Source organism: Desulfosporosinus orientis DSM 765 (assembly GCF_000235605.1).
GTDB lineage: Bacteria > Bacillota > Desulfitobacteriia > Desulfitobacteriales > Desulfitobacteriaceae > Desulfosporosinus > Desulfosporosinus orientis.
In genome coordinates this window covers 1,618,299-1,636,806 of sequence record NC_016584.1, presented here as the reverse complement: position 1 = coordinate 1,636,806, position 18,508 = coordinate 1,618,299, and the positions used below count along the sequence as shown (strand labels likewise).

Annotated in this window: 14 protein-coding genes and 2 riboswitches; all 14 genes read right to left on the bottom strand. The window is 46.1% G+C overall.

The genetic code is table 11. The features are described from left to right. Positions 1 to 46 precede the first annotated feature (46 nt). Positions 47 to 922: a uroporphyrinogen decarboxylase family protein gene (locus DESOR_RS07595; protein WP_014184025.1), complete on the bottom strand. Its 876-nt coding sequence runs from the start codon at positions 920 to 922 to the stop codon at positions 47 to 49. Positions 923 to 1,230: 308 nt separating this feature from the next. Further along, positions 1,231 to 1,482: an MFS transporter gene (locus DESOR_RS28700; protein WP_148265238.1), complete on the bottom strand. Its 252-nt coding sequence runs from the start codon at positions 1,480 to 1,482 to the stop codon at positions 1,231 to 1,233. Between the two features lie 94 nt (positions 1,483 to 1,576). Beyond that, entirely contained in the window at positions 1,577 to 4,081 is a 2,505-nt protein-coding gene (locus DESOR_RS07590) for an FtsX-like permease family protein (RefSeq protein WP_014184024.1), read from the bottom strand. Between the two features lie 47 nt (positions 4,082 to 4,128). Further along, on the bottom strand, positions 4,129 to 5,205 hold the full coding sequence (locus tag DESOR_RS07585) for an HlyD family secretion protein (RefSeq protein ID WP_042330934.1): 1,077 nt from the start codon (positions 5,203 to 5,205) through the stop codon (positions 4,129 to 4,131). Between the two features lie 2 nt (positions 5,206 to 5,207). Next, complete coding sequence (locus DESOR_RS07580) at positions 5,208 to 5,879, bottom strand: ABC transporter ATP-binding protein (protein WP_014184022.1); 672 nt, start codon at positions 5,877 to 5,879, stop codon at positions 5,208 to 5,210. A 216-nt stretch (positions 5,880 to 6,095) separates the two neighbouring features. Further along, positions 6,096 to 7,388: a glycine/sarcosine/betaine reductase component B subunit gene (locus tag DESOR_RS07575; protein WP_014184021.1), complete on the bottom strand. Its 1,293-nt coding sequence runs from the start codon at positions 7,386 to 7,388 to the stop codon at positions 6,096 to 6,098. Between the two features lie 12 nt (positions 7,389 to 7,400). Beyond that, positions 7,401 to 8,705 (bottom strand): glycine/betaine/sarcosine/D-proline family reductase selenoprotein B, encoded by a 1,305-nt coding sequence (locus DESOR_RS07565; protein WP_014184020.1) that lies wholly within the window; start codon positions 8,703 to 8,705, stop codon positions 7,401 to 7,403. A 14-nt stretch (positions 8,706 to 8,719) separates the two neighbouring features. Continuing rightward, the gene (locus DESOR_RS07560) at positions 8,720 to 10,180 is read right to left on the bottom strand and encodes a sodium:solute symporter family protein (protein WP_014184019.1); all 1,461 of its coding nucleotides are present in this window, start codon (positions 10,178 to 10,180) and stop codon (positions 8,720 to 8,722) included. A 268-nt stretch (positions 10,181 to 10,448) separates the two neighbouring features. Next, positions 10,449 to 10,623, bottom strand: a riboswitch (cobalamin riboswitch). Positions 10,624 to 10,632: 9 nt separating this feature from the next. Beyond that, the gene (grdC, locus tag DESOR_RS07555; protein WP_014184018.1) at positions 10,633 to 12,078 is read right to left on the bottom strand and encodes a glycine/sarcosine/betaine reductase complex component C subunit beta; all 1,446 of its coding nucleotides are present in this window, start codon (positions 12,076 to 12,078) and stop codon (positions 10,633 to 10,635) included. After that, complete coding sequence (gene grdA / locus DESOR_RS07550; RefSeq protein ID WP_081468473.1) at positions 12,075 to 12,545, bottom strand: glycine/sarcosine/betaine reductase complex selenoprotein A; 471 nt, start codon at positions 12,543 to 12,545, stop codon at positions 12,075 to 12,077. The genes grdC and grdA overlap by 4 nt, the downstream gene beginning before the upstream one ends. A gap of 87 nt (positions 12,546 to 12,632) precedes the next feature. Beyond that, positions 12,633 to 12,828: riboswitch (cobalamin riboswitch) on the bottom strand. A gap of 113 nt (positions 12,829 to 12,941) precedes the next feature. Further along, positions 12,942 to 14,519, bottom strand: coding sequence for an FGGY-family carbohydrate kinase (locus tag DESOR_RS07540; RefSeq protein WP_014184015.1), 1,578 nt, complete (start codon positions 14,517 to 14,519; stop codon positions 12,942 to 12,944). A 29-nt stretch (positions 14,520 to 14,548) separates the two neighbouring features. Beyond that, positions 14,549 to 16,108 carry a glycerol-3-phosphate dehydrogenase/oxidase gene (locus DESOR_RS07535; protein ID WP_014184014.1) on the bottom strand — a complete coding sequence of 520 codons (1,560 nt, stop codon included), beginning with the start codon at positions 16,106 to 16,108 and terminating at the stop codon, positions 14,549 to 14,551. Between the two features lie 13 nt (positions 16,109 to 16,121). After that, positions 16,122 to 17,711, bottom strand: a complete 1,590-nt coding sequence (locus DESOR_RS07530; protein ID WP_014184013.1) for an FAD-binding oxidoreductase — start codon at positions 17,709 to 17,711, stop codon at positions 16,122 to 16,124. After that, positions 17,683 to 18,435 (bottom strand): GntR family transcriptional regulator, encoded by a 753-nt coding sequence (locus DESOR_RS07525; protein ID WP_014184012.1) that lies wholly within the window; start codon positions 18,433 to 18,435, stop codon positions 17,683 to 17,685. The genes DESOR_RS07530 and DESOR_RS07525 overlap by 29 nt, the downstream gene beginning before the upstream one ends. Positions 18,436 to 18,508 lie beyond the last annotated feature (73 nt).

The window sequence follows — 18,508 nt, the reverse complement described above, 5'->3', positions numbered from 1 at the left end:
CTAAGAATTCCTCCTAATTTACTTTACTTTGGATTTAAAGCAGAGATTAAATCACCAGCTTTAAGGTCTTCATCTGGGCATCCTTTAAGATGCGATTGCGGTTATGGATACAGGCACTTCCTACTAAATCAACGCTTCCCCGCAGCTCTAAACAAGCTTGTGCGTAAGACATCGGTTCCGGCAAAGGATAGTTCTCCCATTCAGCCATTCCCAGCTCCACTAACTGCAGGGCGGTTTTGGGACAAAGATGCAAAACCAGCCGTTTATTAATTAACTTGAGCGCTTCTTCCGCAAAGGGTTTGGAAAACTGCTGCCCCTGCCGCTCAAAAAATTTCGGTCCCAGGATATTCAGCCCTCCCACCGGATCTTCAAAGGCAATGAAATCCACTCCGGCTTCCAGGGACTTTTCCATATAGCGAAGCACCTGCAGGCGCATCTTCTCTATGATCGTTTCAACCACTTCCGGTTTTTTTCTCCAGATCTTAAAGAGCTTGCCGATATCAATTAAATTATTTAAAGTGGTGAGCGGTCCGCAAATCTGGATGCCAACAGCTTCTCCGGCGGATTTAAGAATTTTGACAGCCTCCAGACTTGCTTTTAGGCGTCCCTTCTCAAAATCCATATCCGGCAAGGTCAATAAATCATTTTCATCTTGAAAGACCGGGGCTTCACAGCGCGGCCCTATTTTTGCTGTTCCCAGCTTGATGTTGCCGCCATAGCTTTCCGCTTCAACGGTATGGCAGAACGGAACCATACAAAGGGCACTTCCTTCCACTTCCCGTACCGTACTGGCAATCCTGGCAATTCCTTCTGCATAGGTATAAGCTTCGGGAAACGGCAAGCCAACCTTTTCTACTACTTCTTCTGTAAAACCGCTGCTGTCTGAGCCTAGAGGACATTTAAAATCTGTAAATGAAGCCATCTGCTCCTCCCCCTCATACCCTTTCTGATAACGAGTTATAAGATTACTATCTTATAGCTTTTAGGTAATTGCATTTTATAACCCAATGATTATATCATAAGAAAACAAAGAAAAGCTACCTCGTTAGAGACAGCTTTTCTTTGTTTTCTTCTTTGAATTCGCCAATTGACAAGATCACTCAAGCTTTATAGAAGATACAATACTAAGTCTTGAAGATTTTAATGCGGGAAACCGTCTAAACTCGGTATAGACGGTTTTACCTTGTTTACACGGCCCTCTGTAAGTGGAAGTTTCTAAATATTATTACTTTAGGCTATACTAGTGTTTCTTGCAGATTGTTGATTCTCTCGATTATCTTTTAATGAATGGCACTTTATATCACTGTAGAGCAAGGCAACAAGAGAAATCATAATTAATGCGATACAAAGAAACCATGCCACCTGATAAGAACCAGTTTTATCAAATATCATTGCCACAGCGGGAACAGACAGAGCAGTACCTAAATAAACAGAGAGATTTACATAGCCATAAATTTCTCCATAGTGTTTCGAACCAAACATTGCAGCAGTAATGACAGTAAGAAAAGAGAAAGTATTTTCGCTGCAAAGGCAGTTCCATGAACATCTGCCAGGAAAGCTGCAAGCTGACTTAGGATCACTCCAGCTTAATGGAAGACACAATATCCAGCCTCGAAGATTTCAGAGCCGGAACAATGGAAGCAATAACCATTAAGCCCACGCCGGCCATAACATAGAGTACATAGGAGTCAAAGGGGAAATGAATCTCCCGGGAATGGCTGGTACCCACCAGGATAATGATCATTAAGGTTCCGGCGATAACCCCCAGCAAGCCTCCGATGGCTCCCCCAGTCAGAGCTTCAATGAAGATCATCTTAACTGTTTGTACTTTGCTCATGCCCATGGATTTTAAGACGGCCAGGGAGCGCTTGCGCACGAGAAAACTGATCAGGAGATTATTCAGGACTCCAAAAACCCCAATCACAATAGAGAGAACGGAAAAACCGGACATCAGCAGAGTAACCTGCTGGTTAGAGGCCATGTATTCCTCCTGCAGCGCATTTTTAGTCTGCAGGTAAGGCCTGATTCTGATAAATTCCTTTTCAATTTTCTTAAGAACATCTTCCGGATTTTGAGATGTCTTAATATAGAGACCGGAGTAATATTCCAACTGCATATCCGCTTTTAAAAATCGCTGGGAAACCAACCCTACATAGTTGCTGGTAGCAAAATCCTCAAAAAAGCCAATTACCTTATACTCCTTTTCACGCTGGTTCAGCTTAAGCTTAATTAAATCCCCTTCCTTGACCTTCAGCCTTTCCTTTAAAGTATTGGTCAATAAAATATTCCGTCCTTCATCCAGGCGGCCGAGCTCAGCCTGGATATCGCCATCCATATAGATATTCCAGAAGTCCAGGATCTTGCCATTGTCCACCCCTTTGAGACGGGATATCCTCTCGTTTGTACCCTCAACCTCGACACTATAGGTCTCATAATCCCCATAGACTTCCTTCACGCCCTCAATACTGAGGAGCCTGTTCTCAAGATTGCGGTCCCCTTTAGCCGTATACATTTCAATATCGTACAAGGTATTCCGGAATTGATCCGTTATGCTTACCACATTATCGTAGCTGGCGGTGTTGATTAAAAGCAGGCAGGCTATGCCGATAGCCAGCATGGAGATGTTATTAATGATATTTTGATTTTCCCGCAGGTTTTTAGCAGCGAGAATCCCTATGTTTCCGAAAACGTAAGCGTACAGGGCTGCGAAGACTTTGAGAAAGATGGAAACGAGATAAGGGGCTAGCATCACCACCGCCGTCAGGGAAAGGAGCATCCCCAAACTGCCCACAATCGGCCTTAACTCATCGGAATCAATCAAGGAAGAGAGAAAAGCCACGATCATAAAGACAATCCCCAGGATCAGCCATAACCTCCTTCGTTCCTTGTGGCTTTGCACAGAATTCAAAACAATCTCCTTAATGGGTATCCTAGATACCTTGATAATGGGGATTATGGAGCTGACAAAACAAAGGAAAACAGCCATGGCAAAGGCTAAGACAAAATTCAGGCTTGAAAACCGGATGGTTGTTTTAAAGACCATTCCCTCCGAGCCGTTTATCATACCGCTTAAAGCCTGGGACATCAGGTAGAGGATTCCTACGCCGACACCACAGCCCAAAATCCCGCCGACCACACCGTAGAGCAGGCTTTCCCCTAACAACAAGCGGTTGGTCATTTTTTTGGTGGCGCCTAAACTTCTGAAGGTCCCGATAATGGGCAGCTTTTCCGCGGTAATTACTTTAAAAGAAGAATAAATGATAAAAATACTCATAAAAAACACAATGGAAGACAGCATCAGAAAGATGGCTGAGATGGCGGATGTTTCCTGCTTTATTTCCTCATAAGGAAACATCTCCCTGACATCATAATTTTTATAGTCCCCGGCCAGCAGTTCGATCATTTCCTTTTTGTCTTCCGCCTTAAGCAGCTTAATATAGACAACTTCCACCTTTCCCCGGGCAACTTTTAAATTGCTTAACAGCTCCCTGGGGACAATTGCCGAAATAGATTTGGAACTTCCTTTAAAAAACCCCGTTGGCGAGGCAACTCCGCAAATCTTAAATTTTTGCCGGGAGATTTCTTCAGCTTGCCCGAACTTGAGCTCCAAGCTGTCGCCAACTTTTAAATCGTACTTATCCGCCGTTGTTTTACTGATAATAATCTTTCTGCCCTCAAAAGGATATAAGTTACTCTGCTCCTGGATGGTAAAGGGGGTCATTTTTTGAACATCCTCCAGAGCCGCCCCGGTCAGGCTGACACTGACCTCTTCATTCCAGCTGGGTTTATAAAGGGCACTGCCATTCAGCTCGCCGATAATGTATTCCGTGCGGTCCCGATAAGCTTCGGCTTTATCCATGTAAAAGGATGGGGAAGGGGATTTTTCCGTTGCTGAAATGGTAATATCCGCATTACCCAGAGAATCCTGAATTCCTTTAATAAGCATTTCTTCCAGACTTCCGGAAATAGCCAAAGAAGCAAAGAAAACCCCCGAGGATAAAACGATGGATAAGACGATCAGAAAGGTCCGCAGCTTCTTTTCGAGAATACTCTTAATTATAAACTTGGTGATGATACCCAATCTCTTATCACTCCTAAAGCAACTCCCCGCTTGTTATAGCCTGCTCTTTACTGGGATTGCTTTTTACTTTCAAACTTTATTTGCACATCAACATTAAATTCAGGAAGCAGAAAGCTGTCCAGATTTTCGATGGATATCCGAACAGGGACTATGGTTTCATTGTTTTTTAGGACTGCTTTCTCTGCGATGGAAATAACTTTCCCGTTGTAAACCTTTGCTTTATCTGCCTGGGGATTAATGATAACTTCAGCCCCTAACCTTACATCCTTAATGAATTCTTCAGCCACATCGGCCTCTATTACTACGCTGTCCCTGTTCAGAACGCTTAACAGTTTTTTTCCTTCGTCGTCCATGATTATATCTCCCTGAGAGCAGTTAATATCAGTGACTACTCCGTTGGGAACATCGACAATTACGTCATTGCCCTTTATGTAGCTCTTGTTCATCTTGTCCTGATCTGCTTGGAGATCAAGTTGTTTAGAGGTGACTTGAAGGCTTTTCTCATCAATAGAGGTTTGCAGCTGGTCCAGCTTTTCTTGAATTCCTTTCCTGGTATTATCCGCAAGGAAATGGGCATCTTCAACAGCCTTTTTCTTGGCGTCGACAGTTGACTTGAACTCATTAAGTTCATTTAGGGACAGGGCGCCCGACTCATACAAAGCTTGTTGGGCGGCTAAATCTTCTAAAGCTTGCTGATATAAATCTTCTGCATGCTGCTTATCATTTAAATATCTCAAGATTTCAGGATCAGTGTTGTTTACCAAGCTAGTGCTTTTTTTCTCATAATCTCGCTTTAAACTGGACAGTTCAACCTGCAGAGTTTTTAATTCTAGTTCTTTATTATTAATTAGCTCAGAATAACTTCGCGAATCTAAGGTAACCAAAACATCTCCTTTCTTGACTCGTTGACCCTCGACAACATTGATCTTCGCAACCTCGGATGGATAATCGATAGTAATATTTTTCACTTCCGTAGACTTAACTACCCCAAAAGCTTCTATGAACTGCTGGGCTTCCGGCTTAGCTGCGCTTTGGTCAGTAACCTTCGGGGGTTCTTTGCCGCATCCTGTCACAGTCAAAATCATTAGCCCGATGATAAGTCCAATAACCAGTCTCTTTTTCATCCTTAGCATACCTTCCCATCCTTTAAGTTAATCATTCTTTGCCCATAATCTGCCGCTTCCCTGGAATGGGTCACTTGGACAATCGTCCGCCCTTTTTCCCTGTTAATGGTCTTCAGAAGTTCCATAACTTCAGTTCCCGTTTTCGAATCCAGATTTCCGATGGGTTCATCGGCTAAAATAATATCCGGCTCATTGATTAAGGCTCTGGCAATGGCAACCCGCTGCTGCTGACCGCCAGATAATTCCCTGGGGGTATGGTTCCTCCGTTCCAGGAGACCTACGATATCGAGAATTTCCTTCAGCTTATCTTGATAACTTTTTAGCTTTTTCCCATCCAATAAAATAGGAAGCAAAACGTTTTCTTCCACACTCAAATTGGGGATGAGATTGTAAAACTGAAAGACAAAACCGATTTCCTTTCTGCGCATGGAGCTTTCCTCTTTATCCTTCATCACGGAAATATCCTTGCCGTTAACTTTGATGCACCCGGAAGTGGGTTTATCCAGGCCGCCTATTAAATAGAGAAGAGTACTTTTTCCCGAACCTGAGGGTCCCATGATGGAAACAAACTCACCCTTGTCAATGCGCCCATTGATGTTTTTCAGGACTTCGACATCGACTGTTCCCAGCTTATAGACCTTGCACAAGTCGACTATTTCTATAACCGGTTCCATTAACACACCTCGAAATTATATGTATTTTTTTCCCCAAATTACATTTTAACGCATTAATCTTAAATCTTCCTTAAAAATTTCTTAACAAATTATTAACAATGACCCCTTTACAGCGAAAAACCACAAAAACTCAATGTTTTTGTGGCTGTTCCCGACAAAGCAGGCAGGCTTTGTCCACGCATGTAGGGTCCTCTTGATGCTAACTTAGGCAACAGATCAAAACTCTTCACAACTTAATTTCGAAAAGCCAAATTCATTGGCTGCGGTGAAGACTTCCAAGCGGTCCACCAGTTTGATTTCATCCTTAGCCGGCAGATCGATTCCGCCCTGCTCCGGACGAATCCTTAGAGTATCCCCGCCAACCACCCGATCCACAGGGGGTAAGGTGATAGGAGGGTCCCAGCTTCCTAAGCTGATAATCGCATCCACCTCAGGCTCGCTGTAAAACAACGGCTCATCAACACCTTCGGCCCCACCATGCTCAAAAGTCATTATGGCCGTTTTGATTCCTCTCTTTTCACAGGCCTTCAGGCTGAGCATGGTTTCCATAAAAGCATTGCCATCCCCTTCCCAGGAAGCGACGACACCATCAGCCTTAAGTAACTGAGCGGATGCGGCAACGCGCTGGGCACAGCGCTTTTTGCCCTCCATTTCCTCAAAACGGCCCCGGAAAAACACCACACCCACAAAATTGAGGGATTTCCCGTGTCTTTGGTACAACTCCCGGATGAGCGGGTTATTGGTATGGAACCAGGTCGGTGTTTTGACATTGGGATGGCTCCAATTTCCGTCCACCACAGCCCCGTCCAGAATTTCATTGGGATGTACAATGACAGGAAGCAAATTATCAAAGCGCAGATTATAGAGGAAACTGCTTAAGTTAAGTCCCACGGAGTGAACCTGATAAAGGTAGGCCACATTGGGGAGACCTGCCTTAGCTCCCTCCAGAGAATAGGAGGTCATGCTGTCCGGTACCTGACCTTTAAGAACTTGTCCTAAATATCGAGCTGCTCGAATACCGGCAGTTCTCACCGACTGTTCGTACTGATCTTCATCCATTCCCGGCCGTAATTTCAGAGAACAAACGACATTAATCAGTGAACTAAAGGGGGTCAGCGGTCCGGCAGGTCCAACCATATCCAGAACGCTATCTCTGACAATATTCAACCCGCCGTGTCGGGTCAGGGGGAATTGACAGGATGTAAGCACAGCAACCCCCTCCATCCGGTAGGTTGTCCCCCTCCCCAATTGCCCAACGGATGAATCCACTCCGGCATACGGAAGGGTGTCCCCCTCCTTGAACCGGGGCTCAACGGCATCGATCACGTGAACAATGCGGGTCTTTTCTCCCGGAACAACAATCTCAATCCCCGCTTCAGAAAAGGTTTTATCTTCCAAAAGAGCGGCTGCCAGCTCTTCACGATTGATTTCTAATACCCCGTTGTTTAAGCAGGTTTTACTGGAAAATTGAATGTGTTTAATCTTAAAGCTTCCCATTTCTAATCTCATGATCCAACCCCCTTAATCCATGATCACAACCTGAGGTTTCTCCAGTCTCTTCTCCAGTAAGCCAAGGGCTGCCAATAATACCTGGCGGCCGATTTCCCGGTCACGGTTGGCCGGGACTTCCGGATTACCACAAGGGTAAGGAATCTTCGTCCCTGCAGCCACCCGATTGGCCCCGGCATTGGCGGCCAAGGTATACATGGCGGTAATAATGCTTGTGGGTATCCCTTGTCTCTCTATCTCTTTGGCGATCGTTGCACCGCAACGCGTACAAGTCCCTCAGGTCGAGGTGAGAATCACTCCATCCACCCTTTCCCGGCGGAGTAACGCCGCCATTTCCTGACCGTCTTTCCGGCAGGTATTAACGGCTGCTCCCACCCCGGATGTGGAATAAAACCACTGGTGCAAACCCCCGATCAAGCCTTCCTCTTCCAATTCACGCATGATGCCAACGGGCACCACATAATTGGGGTTCCTATTTACAAAGTCTGGATTATATCCTCCGTGAATCGTCTCATACTCTGTGCCCTCCAGCCTCTGTTTTCCGTAAATTTCATAGGCTTTCCAATCCCCGGCTCCAAAGGAACGAATCCGGTCAGGATTACCCTGGGGTACGATTCCCCCCGTCGTCACCAGAGCAATCGTCGCCTCTTTAAGTGAGGCAACCGGCGGTGCCGGGGCCACTTTGTCTGTGATTTGTATGGGCAGCTCAGTCAGAAAAGGTTCGCCCTTCAGCTTTGCTTCCAGCATATCCACAAGCCGCTTTGCCCCATCCTCCTCGCGATACACCAGTTTTCGAATTCCCCGAGGGATATACCCTTCTTCCCGGGCAGAACCCAGGGTTTCGCCGCTTGCAAGCTTATGGACAAACTCAGTGATTTTAAAAAGAGCCTCCCTCATCCCAGAGACTTTTTCTGAGGTTGGGAAAATGTAAGCCCAGCGGCGGTAGGTTTCCACCGCTGGATTTTCTACATACATACCTGTGATCCCAGGGATTCCGAGTTCACGGGAAGCCGCCTCGCAGAGGGCTCCGCAGGCTACACCGTACCGGCCTGCGTTAAAGGCGGGTCCGGCGATAATCAGATCAACATGGTATTCCTTAGCCTTAGCCACGATTTTTCCTAAGACTTCCTCTTTATGACTATTGAAGTAATTATCCCCGCAAACTGCTACAATTGGCACCGTAAATCCTTCGCCGAGGAGCCTGCCGAAACCGGCAGCTGTTCCAAGTGGCTTTTCCTCGAAAGATAAAGGACTATCGGCCTTTTCTTCACCACCGATTCCGGCAAAGAATTGATTGAGATAATATAGTATCCTCACGAACTAACCCCTCCTTATTTGGCCGCATTTTTCGAAAAGTAGGTTTCCCTATAGTCTTGGAAATAGCTTTGTTGATTGGCCGGTTTGGCCAAACTCCAAAGGATGGATACTGCCAAAACAATTAAAAGGGTCCCCGGAAGTTCTCCCAGACCAGTTATTTTAACTAAATAAGTCTTCCAGAGAATATAAATAATAGGTCCTACAGTAGTACAAAAAAGTGCTGCCTCCCGATTCGCTTTATCCCAAAACAAGGCCAGGATCAAGGGTACGCCAATGACAATTACAAAAGCACCAAAACTAAAGGCATTCAGGATGGTAATCAAGGGCATCTGCATGAGGCTCAAGGTTAAAGCCACGATCCCTATAACGATGGTCGCGATCTTTGAATACAGCAACTCTTCACTTTCCGTAAAGTTTTGCCCTTTGATCCGGCCGATCATGTCGTGAACAATACTGGACCCGGCGGTCATGAGCAAGGCATCCAAGGTGGTAAAAACTGCTGCTAAAAGACAAAGAACCAGCATAAGACCAATGATTTCCGGAGCAACCTGAGTGATAAATACGGCGAAAGCTTGGTCCGAGGTTTTTAGGCTGATCCCTAAGGCCCGGGGAACCAAACCGATTAAGACCGCTGCAAAGGTCCAGTACAGGGAGATCACCACCCCAATGGGGAAAGCGAGCCGGGCGGTCTTGCCGTCTTTCATCCCGTAAAAAGCGGGAAGAATATGGGGACCGCTAAACAAACCAAACAAATAAACAAAGGCTAAATTGTACCACAGGGAACGGGGCATTTCTCCAAAAAAAGTCGTCATGCCGGGATTCTGCTGAGCTAATAAATGATCCACCCCCGAGATCCCGCCGACGGCTTTGAGACCCACCACAATTGCTACGGTAACCCCAATGATCATAATCATCCCCTGGACCGTATCCAGATAGGCAATGGCGGAACGACCACCCAGGGAAGAGAAAATGACCAGCACTATGCAAAAAAGGATTAAGGCCCAAAAGTACGGAAGGCCCAGGTAACTTTCGATGGTTAAGGCGGCTGACCTCATTTGTACGACCAGCATAGGAATTGTAAAAACTACAATCCAAAAGGCAACGATGGGGTAAAAAGAGTTTGAACCGTATCGTTTAACAAACAGTTCCGGGGTCGTAAGGGCTTTTATTTTGTGGGATAATTCTCTGATTTTTGGAGCAACCACGAACCAACTGATAAATACACCAAAGGCCGCTCCAAGCTGCCAGGTCCCGCCGCCCCAGCCATACTGATAGGCCATACCAGCACCACCGACAAAGAGACCGGCACTGGTCGCTGCGGTGGCCGCGGTAAAAGCGGATGTCACTGGGCCTAATAAACGGCCGCCCAAAACATAACCTTCAACACTTTTTTTCCCGCTGCGGGTAAAATACAAGGCCCAACACGGCAATATGATTAAAAAGACAAAGATTACCACTAATTTACTTATTTCCATCGAGGATTCCCCTTTCATTTAAAGATCACTGAGTTTATAACCTAATCAAACTTTTTAAAAAAGCTCTTGCCAAATACGGATATTCCGATGGCTAAAACACAAAAAAGGACTAACACTGAGATAAAAATGATGCTGGCGTTCACGTTTTTCTCCCCCCTTTAAAAGCATTTTCTTAACCGAAATTTCCATGGTCTAAAACAAAAAATCTACATCCCATTCAGGGTGTAGATTTTTCCATCATCTCACCAATGTCCACCGCTTAACAGTTGACACAGTAATTTTACAGGCAGGTCTCCTGACTCGGATCATAGCAATTTACTCCCTTCCCCCAGCATTGCTGGAGTGGATTAAGTAAACGCTCCCCTTCACAGTGGCGGGTCCGTCCGGGAATCACACCCGGTTTCCTATTCTCCCTAAAGGGCACCTGTAAAACTTATTGCCTTTTTTTAGTTTTAAGTTGTCTCCTTGTCTAATTTGGGGTTCCTCTCAAGGATTAAAGAAATAGCGTCATAGAGGCGGGTGAGTTTGCCTAAAAAAAGGCTCCCTTTGCCAATAATCATCACCCGGTTTATTTTATCCTGAAGAATTAAATCCCGGGCAGGCCCCATATAGGGTACACCGGAAGGAATATGCCCCTGGTTTGGCGCAAATCCCGGGACTCCAAAGCGGTTAACCTGTACCTCCATCTCGCCGCGATGGATCTCTCCCTTAAGAACCCCCAGAGACGCAATCATTTTATAGTTCATCCGGGTTATATCCCCACACCCTGTTGGCTCAATAATTTCTGGGTTCACTAATTCTCCGGCATAACGGTCGATATCACAGATTTTATATCCACCTTTTGTTAAAGGTTCTTCAACAAGGGAACGATAGACCATTTGGGGTGAATCCCCGCAGCCAACCTTCATCCTGCCAATCAGATCCGTACGCACAATAGGATTAATCCCGTCATCCTGGCTGATATGAACGGCAAAGGCCCCAAGCATGTCTTCCAGGACGGGCATCTGGTGTTTAAGGTGAATCCCAGCATTGAGCCCGAGTTTCGCACAGCATCCCCCGGCGACTACCATAACGTTCTTAAAGATACCGGACTGAACAAGGGCCGCAGCCTGCATCAAGCCATGTACCGGGGCGGCACAGAAGGCCCGGGTATCCGCTCCGCTCGCATTGGAACAGGAACAGGCTTCGGCGATGGACTTGGCAAAACTGCCGCCTCCCTTCTGGCGGATGTCTCCACAGGCCTCTTCGGAGGTTTCAATAATATAATCAACTTCCTCCGGCTGAAGCCCGGTCTGCCAAAGAAGCAGCTGAAGAGCCGCGACAGCCGAAGCTTTCGCCGTAAGATTCTCCATTACCCTCGCTGCAGAGAGATGTAAATCCAACTCATTCCCCTTCCGGACACAACCGATAATTCTTCCCCCAGTGGTCAACGGCAGGGCTTCTTGATTTTCAATCATTTCTTGGATTTCTGCAAAGGAAAAGTTATTCTCTTGAGCCTTGGTAACCCCTTTAAGCCGGCCTAAGGCAGGGTGAGAACGAAGATTTTCTAAAACGGCATCTCTAAATCCGGCTTCCAAGCATACAAGTCCGTTAACATCAACCGTATAGAGCAGGCCAAAAAATTCGTCCTCAGGGAAAATTTCACCGTAATGACCTTCGCGCTTGGCATTGGGCAATGAATTCTTATACCAGGGCCGGGGAATATTGGCTAAATCCTCAGGTAAAAGATTCCCGATAAACGCTTGATTAGGCGGATAACGAACCACACTCTCGAAACTCCGCAGTTGTTCCGCCAGCAGATGACGGAAGGGTGCACCCTCTAAGTTTGCTTGCTGCAGAAGAATTCCGGGCGTATGAATTAACGCAGTGCTTGTCCCTTTAAGGGCTGGATTCTTCATAGGCTCACTTCCAGTGGGAAGAATCGTTCCCGTACAGACGAGACCTCACGAATAATTTTCGGGATATCGAGGATGATTTCCATCATTTGCATATGACGGAGATAGACTTCGGGATTAATCCATTCTTTAAGTTCTGCTATATGATACGCTTTAAGCCCACACTGAGCTTCGGCAAAGGGATCAATTAACATAAGGTCACCGCCTGCTGCCGTCGCCGCTGCAATAACCGCCATCTCCGGATCTGCACTCCCAAGTACAGCGATCAATTCCTCATCACCATACTTTTCAGCAAGTGCTCGGATTCGAGCCTGATTTTCTTGATCCATTGCTCCAGCCGAAGTTCAAACATAACAGTGCGTCATCGAATAAATGACTTCGCCGCCGGCACTCCTGACACACTCCTCTAAAGATTGGGCCGGAATTCCATCCCGGTCACCAATAATAACAACTTTTCTTCCATTTACCATAAAAAAACTCCTTTGCATTTAAAATTAAAAAAGCCCTACAATCAAATTAATCATTTGATCGTAGGACTTTACCTTCATCCCCGATGATAAGTCATAAATAATAAGGCAGGTCTCCTGGCTAACGGGTCATAGCTGATCCTTAAGGCCTTCCCAGCTTACGCCAGTGACCACTAACAGCTCGCCGATTACAGTGGTGGGTCCGCTTCGTTTATAGCTCCAACGTGGCTATTTTCGAATTCCCTATTCTCCCCTTTTACGGGGCACCTTAAAAAGATATGCAGTTAAATTACAGTTTAAATTATTCTGAATTGGTTGTCAAGAGATGCTTAAAAAAACCCGCTTTTGTTAAATTAATATGACTCCCCTGATATTCCAGAGGTACCATGCATTTGTAATTTAGCCGATCTTTCCAGAAATTTCGGGGTACCCGGTAACGGATTGAATTACCCTGTATAATGGACGCAGCCTCCGGTATGTTTTTGAATAGACCTTCTTAAACAATTCGTCATAGATCTTGACGGATTTTGGATTAGGTTCAAACACGGTTCCTACGCACGTCATTTCCCGAGCTGCGGTCTCAATATCTGAATAGAGCCCCGAACCCACTGCGGCTAAAATTGCTGCTCCGAGACCAGAAGCTTCAATCACTTTAGACCTACGTACAGGGAGATTAAATACATCTGCAGTGATCTGCATCACCTGATCACTTTTCGAACCTCCGCCGCACACAGAGAGTTCTGTGATTGGTACTTTGCTGCGTTTTTCTATGCGTTCTCTTCCTTCACGCATAGAGTAAACTAATCCCTCTAACAGTGCACGGTAAATATGTTCTCTCTTATGTACCCCGCCGAAGCCGATGATGCACCCCTTAGCTTCTGGCCCTGGATATCTAAGACCGGGAGACCAATAGGGTTGCAAAATCAGACCCAGAGAGCCTGGGGGAACTTTGGCTACCATCTCTTCCAGCAACGATTCTGTAGAAACTCCCCTTTTCTGAGCAATTTCCTGCTCTTTTAAGGCAAACTGTTCTTTAAACCATGAAACCATCCAAAAACCTCGAAAAGTTTGCACTTCCAAGTTGTAGGCACCTGGATTAGCGCTGGGATAAGGTGGGACTAAGGGAATAGGCTCAACATAATGTTTAAAATTAACACCTATTGTGGCAGTAGTACCAAAACCAATACACCCTTGATGCGGTTCAAGGCAACCAGATCCAAGCACCTCGCAGGCTTTATCTGAAGCACCAGCAATGAGAGGTAATCCTTTTGGTAACCCTGTAAGTGCAGCAGCTTCAACTGAAATACACCCCATTTTGCTTCCAGGGGGCACCAATTGTGGAAAAAGATCAGCCTTGACCGGAATAGCCTTCCACTTCCAGTGGTTGGGTGATGGCCAAGTCTGTCTGCGATAATCGAACGGAACATAACCGACCATACATCCTATTGAATCTACAAATTCTCCCGTTAATTTATAACTAAGATAGCCCGATAGGAAAAGAAAATGTACAGTTCTTGCCAGAATTTCAGGCTCGTTTTCCCTTAACCAATTGATCTCAGCCTCAGACTGCAGGGCATACAGGGTCTTACTAAGTCGAGAAACATTAAAAATCATTTTCCATATTGGCCCCAGGTTTGGCAGCTTTTTGGCTCGCCTTTGATCGAGCCAGAGAATAGCAGGACGGAGCGGCTTACCACTGTGATCGAGGTTTATTACAGTACCGCGCTGAGTAGTGAGCGCAGCTGCCGCAATAGATTCTGCGGCGACTTTCCCTCCGTTCCATAATTTATGGCAGCATTCTGCTAAACTCTCCCAGTAGAAGTTGGGATCTTGTTCAGCCCACCCCGAATGTGGTGAATGATAGGGTACAGAATAGACGATTTGAGCATGGTCGATCAGCTTGCCCTTTAGATCAAAGGCTAAAGCCCGAACGCTTTGGGTCCCTACATCTATAGCTAAAAGAGTTTCTTCACACATAATTTCTCCTCCTAGATCGAAACCCGATATCAGATGTTAATTAGACCAGGGCTATAGGCGCTCTGCCAAAGTTCTAAATAATGGCTTTCTTCATGTTCCCACTGTTGATCATTCCAGCCTAGTTCTGGCTGTACGATTTCACGGATGCGCTGCATCAATTCAGCCCCTCCGTTCGATACCAATAAACCCAAGCGTACCCGGCGTAATAAGAGGTCCTCTAAGTGAACGACTCCCTCATGGCGGGCTGCCCAGCGCAACTCGGTCCACAGAATATTGGTACCCGGGATAACTTCCCGCTCTCTCTCATTCGCCTGTTGCAGCATGATCGTCCCATTATCATCACCATATCGACCAGCTATCCGTTGAAAAGCAGCTTCCATAGGGCGTTCAGTTCCCTTTGACACTTGTTGACTTTTTCTCTCACCAGTTCCTGTTGTGGGTATATACTCCCGTACCTTTGCCAAGGTTTCTCTGGCCAGTAAACTGAAGGTAGTCATTTTTCCGCCGGTTACCGTCACCAAACCATTATCATTCCAGATGACATGGTCACGGGATTCTTTAGAAGGATTAGTCTTACCGGTGTTTATTACAGGACGTACCCCAGAAAAGGTGGCTATAATATCCTTGGCTGTCAGGTTAAGAGACGGGAAGTTTTTCCTAACCCCTTCTAATAGGTATTTCCCTTCACGATAACTGATGTGCGGTTCCTCAGCAAGGGAATATTCATGGTCAACATCAGTAGTACCAACCAGGGTGATCCCTTCCCAGGGAAGTACATAGACCGACCGTTTATCAGCAGGATGGAAGAAGCTCAGTGCCTGAGCCAAAGGAAAACGCCAGCTGGGGAATATTAAATGACTTCCCCTCAGCCGGCGCATGCGCGGAGATCTGCCCACCTGAGAACGCAATTCATCCGCCCAAACGCCGGTTGCGTTTATCACCAGTTGTCCCCGAACTTCTAAGTTTTTTTTGCTTACTTCATCTCTCAGGGTTACACCTTGCACTCGACCAGTCTTGTCCTTGCATACTTCTTCTACCTTAACGTAATTAAGGGCTGCGCCTCCTAAGCTTTCGCCTTCTTGAATTACCCGCAGCACCAACCGGGCATCATCCGTACGGGCGTCTCGAAAACGAACTCCCCCAGTTAAGCCATGACTGTCCATCGCGGGGACCTGCATGCCAAAATTCACGGCATCTAATTGACTGTGGTCATATCGAAAAGCCATAAGATCATACACGGTCAGACCCGCACCTAGCAAATAGGGGGTTAAGCGGTCATTCTCATAGAAAGGGATAAGAAACCCCATCGACTCGACCATCCCCTTATAATCCCGCAACAACTTTTCCCTTTCCCTAACAGAATGCCAAGTCGTCTTGACTTGACCCTGCCCTAAATAACGCAAACCACCATGAACCATTTTACCCGACCGGCTGGAAGTACCCCAGGCAAAATCACGTTGTTCCAAAAGCAGACAGCGGAGGCCTGCCCGCGCCCCCTCACGAAAAACCCCAGCTCCGGTTATTCCTCCCCCCACTACAATAATATCCCATGGTTTTTTCAGTTCCGCCAAGATCTGATCACGTTTCACGATAACCTCCCCCTTATTTGACCAATTTTCCGGGATTCATCATGCCCTCGGGATCTAGAGTATGGCACAGAGAAGAAATCATCTCCATCCCCAGCGCTCCTTTTTCAGCGGCTAAATAGGGTTGATGATCAATTCCGACACCATGCTGGTGAGTAATAGTTGCCCCCGTTCGTACTATTGCTTCACTGGCTGCCTTTTTTAAGGTTTGCCAGCGTAACATAGTCTCAGACGGGGAATCTGCCAGCCTGAATATGTACGTAATATAGAGACTTGTACCATGAGGATAGACATGAGAGAGATGTGTAAATACATGAACTTTCTCATTTACTCCGATTAGTGCATTACGCAAGCCCTCTTCAATTGCTTTCCTAGTTACAGGGACCTGGTTCCAGGGAACAGCCGTTTCCAGCGTATCAACTGCATAGCCCAGATCCCACAGATTATTACGTATATAGGGCAGCTTAAAACGGCTTTTGTACCAGTGTTTACCAACCGATGTACCAACATAGACTCCGTGGTGTTTCTTGATAATTTCCTTAACCCTGCGTAATGCCCAGTTAACCTTTTTCCGGGTACCCGCAGCTCCATATAAAAGCATAGTTCTTTGTTCTTTAATACCATGCCAAGCCAGCCAGCGATACAACAGGTCCATTTGCCACCCATCCTTGAGACTCAGAGTTGTCGACGTCTCCTCAGGTAAGCTCAGTCTTATCATCGAAAGGGGAATTCCAGCTTGGGCCAGTGCCCGCGCTGCGGTGACGCTTTCTTCCCTGCCTGGGAAAAAAGCAGCGGAGAAAATTTCTGCCTCTGGTAACGCTGTCACCTTGACAGTGCATTTTGTAACAATTCCCAATCTACCCTCAGAACCCATAATCAATTCCCGCAAGTCAGGTCCAGCAGCGGAAGCCGGAAAAGCTGGTATCTTAACTGTACCAACCGGAGTCTCCATCTCACCTCCAACAAATAAACGTTCTATTCTCCCATATCCCATGGAAAAATGTCCGGCAGAACGAGTAACCACCCACCCACCTAAAGTCGATAATTCAAAGGACTGCGGATAGTGGCCTAAAGTAAATCCCTCTGCCCTTAAAGCAGCCTCTAAGTCAGGTCCCCGTACTCCTGCTTGAAATGTAGCCAGACATCCTTGTTTATCAAGTTCCAATAGCTTGTTCATTCGCCTCATGTCAACCGTAATAACGGACTGCTCGCCCTTAGGCACAGTCAGATGACCAACAACACTGGTTCCCCCCCCGTAGGGAATCACCCGGGCTGCAATTTCTTTGGCAAAACCCAGTATCTCACGGACATCTTTATCAGATTCCGGAAAAGCTACTCCATCAGGAAAAATGGGCACCAAACCGCCTCGGAAATATATCCAATCTGACATACTCTGACCGAAACAATGGCGTATACGTTCTTCCGGGTCAGTATTTAACAGCGGATGCATAGGCAGACGTGATGCCGGTACCATCGCCATCATTTCTTCTAAAGAAATAATATTGGGTGGTGCAGCAGGGCCTATTAGCTTTGCCAAATACTTACTCGCTGCTTGGGGAACCTCAAAATCAACGGTATCATCTCCCCATCCGTTCCATCGTCTCATTATCAAACCCCTCCTCTAGCATTCTCCTCCTACTTACCTGATTCTTATAGTTGCGAAGAACTGCTTCCATAACCTCCTTTGTCACCCTTTCAGACTTTTGATAATCTGATGCCATAGCCGCAGCCAAGAGGTCCTGATAAAATTGTCGTGATAATTGACGATTTTCCCTTATCATGAAGTAGCGCCTAGCAGCTTGAACATATATGGCACCAAAACTATTTAACATAAGACGATAAATTGGATTTTTGGCCAGATATACTAACTTTATTTGTAATTGCCAATCAAATAAGGCAAATACTTCGGCTGCATCTTTAAGTTCATCAATCTCAGTAAGTGCAGCCACTACCTTAGCCGGACAACTATGTACAGCATCTTTAACGTAGGCTGGGGCGAGAACTGACCTTACCTCCAGCAAGTTTATTATAAAATCTTCAGGTACTTCTTCGGAACTTTGCACTATATTTACTAATGTGTTCAGATTACCTTCACGCCAGAAATCATTTACCAGCGTATGCTGGCCCTTGCGGACAGTAAACCACCCGTCCCTCTCCAGACGTTGAATAACCTCACGCAAAGTTGGGCGTCCAACTCCCAGCTTTGCTGCTAGGTCACGTTCGGGAGGAAGTTCACTCCCTGGTGGATACTCTCCTTGAAGAACTGCTCTAATTAACATGTTTTCTACAAGATCCGATGAGCGTATTGGTGACTTAAATTCTTCTTCCATGTAATACCTCTATTCATTGTTGGTAATATATATAACTACTTGTGGTATTACCACAAGTAGTTATATTATTTAG

Coding starts and splice junctions, on each gene's coding strand:
- DESOR_RS07525 (WP_014184012.1), bottom strand. CDS start 18,435: ATGGAAGAAGAATTTAAGTCACCAATACGCTCATCGGATCTTGTAGAA.
- DESOR_RS28700 (WP_148265238.1), bottom strand. CDS start 1,482: ATGTTTGGTTCGAAACACTATGGAGAAATTTATGGCTATGTAAATCTC.
- DESOR_RS07560 (WP_014184019.1), bottom strand. CDS start 10,180: ATGGAAATAAGTAAATTAGTGGTAATCTTTGTCTTTTTAATCATATTG.
- DESOR_RS07540 (WP_014184015.1), bottom strand. CDS start 14,519: ATGTGTGAAGAAACTCTTTTAGCTATAGATGTAGGGACCCAAAGCGTT.
- DESOR_RS07585 (WP_042330934.1), bottom strand. CDS start 5,205: ATGAAAAAGAGACTGGTTATTGGACTTATCATCGGGCTAATGATTTTG.
- DESOR_RS07575 (WP_014184021.1), bottom strand. CDS start 7,388: ATGAGATTAGAAATGGGAAGCTTTAAGATTAAACACATTCAATTTTCC.
- DESOR_RS07595 (WP_014184025.1), bottom strand. CDS start 922: ATGGCTTCATTTACAGATTTTAAATGTCCTCTAGGCTCAGACAGCAGC.
- grdC (WP_014184018.1), bottom strand. CDS start 12,078: ATGAAGAATCCAGCCCTTAAAGGGACAAGCACTGCGTTAATTCATACG.
- DESOR_RS07580 (WP_014184022.1), bottom strand. CDS start 5,879: ATGGAACCGGTTATAGAAATAGTCGACTTGTGCAAGGTCTATAAGCTG.
- DESOR_RS07530 (WP_014184013.1), bottom strand. CDS start 17,711: ATGAGACGATGGAACGGATGGGGAGATGATACCGTTGATTTTGAGGTT.